Source organism: Methylobacterium sp. Leaf125, from assembly GCF_001423085.1.
In the GTDB taxonomy this organism is placed as follows: domain Bacteria; phylum Pseudomonadota; class Alphaproteobacteria; order Rhizobiales; family Beijerinckiaceae; genus Methylobacterium.
The window spans coordinates 20,826-27,823 of the sequence record NZ_LMNU01000018.1 but is presented as its reverse complement, the minus strand read 5'-3'; the positions used below and the strand labels follow the sequence as shown (position 1 = coordinate 27,823).

Sequence of the window (6,998 nt, the reverse complement as noted above, 5' to 3'; positions counted from 1 at the left end):
GGGCGGCTTGACGCCCCGAGCCTTCGCCAACCAAGCTGTCACAGCCCGAGAACTTGCATAGGCCGTGGACCACAAACGGGGTCAACTCCAACATGGCTCGAAGCCATACCTTAGGGAGGACCACTTTTCAGGGGGCAGGCCAGGTGCCGGGATCGCGGGCGTCATCCGCCCCGCCAGGTAGCGCCGATCGTCCTGCCGATAGAGCGCTACCCAGCGCTGCCGGCCCTCCGCGTGTCCCGCACCGCGCCGGCCAAGGCCGACGAGCCCCGCCCCGGCGAGCGCGAGGCACAGATCAGAGCAGAGTCGAGCCTGTCCGGCGTTAAAGATCGCTCGGCGCATCAACAGCTTGGTGGCGATCGAAGCACGGGCCGACGTGATGTGCCTGCACGCCAGCCCTGAACACAACCGCCGCGATAACGGGCCGGAACTGATCGCAAAGGCGCTGCGCAGGTGGGTTGCCCAAACTGGCTCGCAGATCCAGTCCATCGCGTCGGGCTCACCTTCGGAGAATTGCTACCGCGAAAGCGTCAATCCGAGTTCCTATGGCTCGACAGTGAAGCAGTCTGCTGTGACTTGGCACAGAAACCGTTCCGCCATCTCGCAGATTAAGATGTTGGGCTTTACTTTTTTAAAATATTCCCAGTCCACGGCCGGTGACCAAATGAAGTGTACTTCACGGAAGGTCTCCGCTAGCATGATAATGAGGCTCGCCGCCGAAAAGTGCGCGTAGGAATCGCCGACGAGCATCAAAGTCCGCGGGTCGGCGTCCGTGCTTTGATTCCGATACACGTGGTGTATGCCTCTGTGCGATGAGGTCTGTTGCGACTCGAACAGCAAGGCCAGCGAATTCGCGTGGGTCCGGGTCGAATCTGACTGGAGATCGTAGAAAGTTCGTCGTTCTGAGCGTTCAGGATTTAATTTCGATCCGAGGTCGCCCGCAGAGACTTCCTCTCTGAAGGCCCTGCGATGAAAGTCATTCACCGGCTTGGCCCTGCATGACCGACAGATCTCCCGATAGGCAATCGTGCACCCGGCTAGCGTCCAATGCGTATCCGTCCGCTGATAGAGATCGCTCTTCGTCCGGTTCGCTCGAAAGTGGGAATAGAGTCGGATGTAGGATCGGCGTAGGAGAGGGTGAAACAAGAGATTCCGATGCAAGCGCTGGCTTAGTGAAAATTTAGGATCAATTGCAAGCTCGCCGAGCTGATCGTCGTAAATGTAGATCTTTTCCGGAGCGATCATCGTAAAATATCGGCAGTTTGCTTGTTTGGCTGCAAGATATCTTTGAGTGAAGATCTTCTGCCAAGCCTGAAGTTGGATGTCGATCTCGACGCTTCTCCTAGAATGAACCAGGACCTTGTTGCTTCCCCCTACGAGGAAGAGCCATCCGTTGGTTCCTGTATGAACGTCGTGCTCAGACATGGCTCGGGTTTCGCGTTCTCAACGAGGTTGTGCGCATGAGGTTTTTTCGAGCGTTCAATGCCCTACCAGAGCTAAAAATTCCGAGAGGTCTCCAAATTTCATCGCCATAGACACGATCGCTCCACTGCGAGCTGCTCACCCCGGCTGTAAAAAGCGATAGTGAAGCTCGCCGAACGTGATCCAGCCGAATGGCGACGGATTATCTCGGTTCCTTGTCTCTCCGGCTACTTATCCCACAGGTGCCAGGGAGCAAAAGCGATTGCCGCGATGCATGCCATCAGGATCAGGATGGCCGGATGGTCGTACTGGATTGCGAATAGGAGCAGGCCGAAAAAGGCGGCTGTGATCCCGGCCATCACAGCGATCGCGGACATATTCATTGGGACTGTCGGCCCTTTCCCGGCTTGACCGGCAGAACCGCGGTGCGCGTGGCTGCGTGCTTCACCTGCTCTGTGACATCCTGGTTCGCGACCGCGAGGGCGGCCCCCTCGTACGAGCCTCCCGCCTCGGCAAGGTGATGAGGCAGGCGTCCCCGAACGGGAATGCCCGGGTGGTTGGAGGGGCCATGTCGGCGTCGACCGCGGCCATGACGGCCGCCTCGAGGATGGCCTTCGCCTTGTCGAGCTTGCCGGTTGTTGGGTTCCTGGCCATGTCGCCGAGATAGGGCGGTGTGACGCGACGTCACCGGCCGAACGTCCGCAGCGGCCAGCGTGTCTCGCTGATAGGTCGAGTTCACGAAGCGCATGCGGGTCTCGTGGACACTGGAAGGCGGCTTGAGGCCGGGCACCATGGCGACGCTGAAGTCGGGTCGAACGGTGCCGGACGCGGAGTGGGCTCCGAATATCTCACGTGTCGTCCGATCGAGGGCGACGGCCCGATCGACCCACGATCCAGGAAGGCGACGCCCAATAGCTTGGACGAGCAGCGAGCGCGAGCCGAGGCGCCGAGATCTGCCCTGTGATCGGTTGCCACAGGTGAGCCGATCGAGGCCCCGGAAACGTGCTGCCCACTATCGTCCGGGGTCAGTCGCCAGTCTGCACCGCCGCCCCTAACTCTCTGTAATCGTCAGGGGAAAGTGGTGCTGCTGGACAGGATTGAACTGTCGACCTCCTCATTACCAAAAGAGCGCGCCGGGTGTTATTCCTGATTCGTTTGCGCTCTGTACGTAAACCGTTCGCCGCGCCGAGCACTCCATAAGGCGTTTCGTCCCCGACGCAGGTTCATGCGAACCTGCGTGCACTTCATAGAGCTATTGCTTCGACGTGAGCTATCTCGGTGCCTTCGCCTAATTGGCTTTCCGGTCCAGCCTCCCCGACCTCTGCGATAGCCTATTTTGGTCTACGGCGTAGAGCTGGATCAACTGCTTCGCTAAGTCTGCTGTAGCTTTGTTTTTGAGCTGCTTATCTTCCTCACTGATTGAGCCCAGGACCTGCACGGCCATCCCTACGGCATTTATGCGTTCAAGGACAGTGACATACGACTTTGCCTGTTCAAGTATATATCTATAAACGATAAGGAATGATCCGCCTATGAAACTAACAATTAATCCCGATACCGCGGCTATTATTGAAACTGAAAGATTAAGGCTGGGATCATAGGCCTTAAATATTCCGAAAATTATCATTCCAAAGCCGACCGCCATTACCACGATCGTTAACCAGAAGATTGATCTTAGCTGCCCAAGGTTTCGATCCAGATAATTTTCAAGCTTTGCGCGCGCGACATCCCAAGCGAGTTGAGGCTTTTCTGGATTTTCTCGAGCAACTTCCTCCGCATGCTCAATCCTAGCTTTACGTTGTTCGTCCGCTTTGTATTCACCGAACCCCACGGCTACCGCAAGCAAACCGAACGATACCAGGGCTGGAAAGAAAGCAGTGTAAAGAAAAAATTCCCTGGGAATAAATTTAAAATTATACAGTAGTGCAATAATTCCAGCAACAACACCGAAAATAACAGAAAATATTATAGTAGACCGTATTCCAATGCCGCCAGTCTTCCAGGCTCGGATGACGTTGACTATGATGTTTTCAAATAAGGTAGACATTCATAATCCTGTAGGCGACTAGGCTTGGTCTCCGCAGTGCTCATAAATGCCATGAATTCTTAAGACTGCGTTCTGAAAAATTTCACTTCAAGCGCACTTGCGGTGTTTTTGAGGTGAGTCGGTGAGAATTTCGCATAGACCCGCTGCGTGACCAGGTCGTCAGCGTGGCCGAGGTAGGTTGCGATTTCACCCATGGGCCGGCCGGCTTCCGCCATCCAGACCGCTGCCGTGTGCCGGAACATATGCGGCGTGACGTTGCCGATCCCGGCACGCTTGGCCGCTTTGCCGAGCGCCGTGCGGACGCTACGCACCGGCTCCCCTCCCCATTCGATGATGCGGTCGCCCCGCTTGTAGGCCTTGGCATCGCTGAGGGCGGCGCGTAGCGCGTTGGTCATCGGCACCGTCGCGCGCCCCTTCTGCGGGCGCAGCAGGTTGCGGGCGCCAAGGAAGATGAGGCCGCGTTCGAAGTCGATGCGGTCCCAGGTAAGCTCGAGCAGCGCCGCGTTGCGCCCGGCCGTCGAGATGGCGAGCAGCAGGTAGAGGCGAAGGTGCGGGGTCTCGGCCGCCGACAGGAGCGCGTCGAACTCGGGTCGTGTGAGATGGCGCTCCTTGGCCTGGGGCGCCCCGGGCATTTCGATGTCAGGCGCCTTGCTGATGTGCTTCGCCGCCTCGGCCCATAGCAGCGCCGCGCGAAGCTGGTTGAGCTCCGTCCGGATCGTGCCGTTGGCGACGCCGATCAGCTCCACCTTGTTCGCGTCCCGCCGGCGCCGTTGCTGATCCTCGGACCCACGCTTGTCGGCCCGACGCTTCGCGACGTAGGCCCGGCAGACCTTCGTGCTGATCTCCTCCGGCTTCATGTTGCCGAAGAACCCAAGAACGGCCTTGCCGGACCAACCCATATTTTGGGCGATCCGGCGGCCTGCCTTGTCCTCGCGGTAGGCTTCCCAAATCCAACGAATGTCGGGGTCTACGGGGCGCCGTGCGTCCTCGACGATCCAGTTGAACTCCGACGCCGCTCCCGCTGCATCGCGGCTTTCAAGTTGTCGACGGCTGAGACGCTTGCCGCCTTCGGTGACGACGATGGCCCATCCTCCGCGGAAACGCTGCAGCTTGTATTCTGGCATTGCTCGTATTCCACCAGGGCGGTCTCGGTGATCCTAAGCAGCTTCCCGCCAGCGCGGAAAGCGGGGAGCTGGCCGTTGTCGATGAGACGACGGACCAGGTGGGCCGAGCACTTCCAGCGGTCGGCAACTTCGGCGGGCGTGTAGCAGATCAAGGTGTAGCTCCCTGGTCGATGCGGCGGCGGATGGCGCGAGCGGTCTTCACCATGGCGATGCCCTTGAGGCGGCCGATGGGGATGGTGCGAAGGGGCGAGGGCCGGCCGGCGATGGCGACGCGGGCGTCGTCCCGGTAGGCGTGGATCTCGGCTTCGGTGAAGCCGGCGGCGCAGAGGTCGCCGAAGGTGCAGGCGCCGGTTGACCCGTGGGCCAGGTCGCGCATGGTCTCGGCCATGTAGAGGATGCGCTCGCGGGCATCCTTCGCCTTACGGGCGGCGAGTAGCAGGGACGGGGCGGTCACTCGGGCTTCTCCCATTTGCTGCAGGCGGGGTCGCGAACGCGGACGTCGCTGGCGGGCCCGCAGGTCCAGCCGGCGCGGTTGAGGCCGCACTTCGGGTAGGTCTTCGAGCGCTGGCGTCGGACCAGGTGCTCGCAGGAACCGCAAGTCTCGCCGGCGGGCCCGGTGCCCGGGCGGGCGGCGTGGCCACGGGGGCGCTCGGCCGCCCTGCGCAGCATCCGCTTGCGCTCGAGCGGCGAGAGGACTGGCCGCTCGAAGCCGAAGAGGTCGAGCTCGGACGGCATCAGAGGTCTCCCTCGGTCCACCGCTCGCAGGCGGTGCGCTTGTCGAGAGCCTCTTGATTGTCCCCGTAATCGCTGTCGCCACAGCGAGTGCAGACGTAGACCGGGACGCTGCAGCTCCCCTGATCGCATCCGCAGTTCATCCCGCCGGCGTGCTGCATGTCGCAGCCCATCTCACGGCATGTTGCGGTGGCGGCGATCCGCTCGAGCCGGGCGACCTCGGCCCGGGCGTTTTCCAGCTGCTCGGCAAGGTTCTGCATCACGCGGCCTTGCTCGTCGCGACGGTTGGTCGGATGCCGTGCTCGGCGAGGGCCTCGAGGTCGGGCGCCATCTCGAGCTCAAGCTCGGCGCGCGTGTACTGCCAGCCGGGCAGTAGGTCGTGCAGGTACGCGCCATTGATGCAGGTTAAGCCCGGGAGCTCCGACCAGGTGGTGACCCACTCGGCGCGGCGCGGCCGGCTGTAGTCGATGTGAATGGTCGACTGCTGGCCCCAGGCCTCCGGATAGGAGAGGGCGGCGCGCAGAGCCAGGGCGGCGATCGCCGCGGCACCGCGCTCGGCCTCAGTCGGCTCCGGGAGCTCGAGGTTCCGCCGGCCGCCGCGCTTCACCGGCACGTCGGCCTTTGGCTTCTTCGGCTTCTTGGGCTTCTTCTCGACCTCCGGCCGGGCCTTGGCCCACCGGCGAACGTCCGCATAGGTGACGCCGCGCAGGCAATGCCAAGCCTCCCGGCATTGCTCGAGCGAGAACATTGCGACGTGGCACTCGTCCCGGGTCAGGTCGAGGCCGGCGGCGAGGTAGGCGTAGACCCGACCGCGGGCCGCGTGCCGGATCAGCTTGCGAGCCGACTCGTTCTCCGGATGGTACTCTCCGGAGCGATCGGCCTCCTGCCAGAGCGGGTCGACCATGTCCCGGTGCAGGATTATGCGAGCCTTGCGCAGCTCGGGCCCGGCAGGGGTGCCTAGCGGCTCCTTTGTCCCCTGGTGGCATCCGACGTAGGCGTCCGGACAGACCTCGCACTTCCAGATGGGCCGGTCGGCGAGCTCGCGGCAATTCGGATAGACCTCTGCCCCGTTCGTGAGGCGCGCGGCGACCCCGCAGGCGGGGCAGAAGGGGGGCATCATCAGGCGCAGCCCTCCTCGTTCGATGCGGGCGGTACGGCGACCAGGTCGCGGAGCCAGAAGAGCTCGGCTGGCCAAGCGCGGACCTTGCCGTCGGTGAACTTCCGGATCGCGTGCAGCACAGTGGTATGGTCCCGGCCGCCGAACAGCCGGCCGATCGACGGTAGGGTCTGGACTGGGCACTCGATCCAGACGGCCAACATGGCGAGCTGCCGGGGAGTGACGATGCGAGCGGTTCGGCGCTCGCTCTTCAGCTCCGCAACGGTGACGCGGTGGTGCTCGGCGACCGCCCGCATGATTTCACGCGGCCGGAAGACCATGGCCCGCGGGTTGGGTACGTCCGGCCGGAGGGCCTCGCGCACATCCTCGATGGTCGGTCCTTCGGTAACAGCCGACGGCTCCTCGACGACCACGACCGGCCGCAGCGGCGCGGCTGACATCAGGCGGGCTTTCACCGCCTTAGCGTGCGCCCGCATGTCCTCGGCGCTGCCGTACTCCTTGACCGGCGCCCCCTGCAGGAGGCGCCCTCTGTGCTGCATGTTCATCGCTTCACCTGAGA

9 protein-coding genes and 1 pseudogene are annotated in these 6,998 nt (G+C 62.2%); 1 reads left to right on the top strand and 9 read right to left on the bottom strand.

The features are described 5' to 3' along the window. Positions 1-295: 295 nt before the first annotated feature. Positions 296-532 (top strand): annotated as a pseudogene (locus ASF58_RS25165) (IS3 family transposase); the annotation flags it as partial. Between the two features lie 8 nt (positions 533-540). Here ASF58_RS25165 and ASF58_RS25160 read toward each other — a convergent pair. The 9 genes from ASF58_RS25160 to ASF58_RS16045 form a co-directional block, all read right to left on the bottom strand. Continuing rightward, positions 541-1,422 (bottom strand): hypothetical protein, encoded by an 882-nt coding sequence (locus tag ASF58_RS25160; RefSeq protein ID WP_082513119.1) that lies wholly within the window; start codon positions 1,420-1,422, stop codon positions 541-543. A gap of 224 nt (positions 1,423-1,646) precedes the next feature. Beyond that, on the bottom strand, positions 1,647-1,778 hold the full coding sequence (locus ASF58_RS27520; RefSeq protein ID WP_280137549.1) for a hypothetical protein: 132 nt from the start codon (positions 1,776-1,778) through the stop codon (positions 1,647-1,649). A gap of 929 nt (positions 1,779-2,707) precedes the next feature. Further along, positions 2,708-3,466, bottom strand: coding sequence for a hypothetical protein (locus ASF58_RS26065; RefSeq protein ID WP_156375746.1), 759 nt, complete (start codon positions 3,464-3,466; stop codon positions 2,708-2,710). Positions 3,467-3,525: 59 nt separating this feature from the next. Beyond that, positions 3,526-4,590, bottom strand: a complete 1,065-nt coding sequence (locus ASF58_RS16070) for a site-specific integrase (RefSeq protein WP_082513118.1) — start codon at positions 4,588-4,590, stop codon at positions 3,526-3,528. Between the two features lie 148 nt (positions 4,591-4,738). Beyond that, on the bottom strand, positions 4,739-5,044 hold the full coding sequence (locus ASF58_RS16065) for a hypothetical protein (protein ID WP_055954546.1): 306 nt from the start codon (positions 5,042-5,044) through the stop codon (positions 4,739-4,741). Beyond that, a complete protein-coding gene (locus ASF58_RS16060) occupies positions 5,041-5,325 on the bottom strand; it encodes a hypothetical protein (RefSeq protein WP_055954542.1) in 285 nt (94 codons plus the stop codon). The genes ASF58_RS16065 and ASF58_RS16060 overlap by 4 nt, the downstream gene beginning before the upstream one ends. Next, entirely contained in the window at positions 5,325-5,585 is a 261-nt protein-coding gene (locus tag ASF58_RS16055) for a hypothetical protein (protein WP_156375745.1), read from the bottom strand. Before ASF58_RS16055 ends, ASF58_RS16060 begins: the two co-directional genes overlap by 1 nt. Continuing rightward, a complete protein-coding gene (locus ASF58_RS16050) occupies positions 5,582-6,442 on the bottom strand; it encodes a zinc-finger-containing protein (RefSeq protein WP_055954534.1) in 861 nt (286 codons plus the stop codon). The genes ASF58_RS16055 and ASF58_RS16050 overlap by 4 nt, the downstream gene beginning before the upstream one ends. Continuing rightward, positions 6,442-6,984, bottom strand: coding sequence for a helix-turn-helix domain-containing protein (locus ASF58_RS16045; protein WP_055954532.1), 543 nt, complete (start codon positions 6,982-6,984; stop codon positions 6,442-6,444). Before ASF58_RS16045 ends, ASF58_RS16050 begins: the two co-directional genes overlap by 1 nt. Positions 6,985-6,998: the final 14 nt, after the last annotated feature.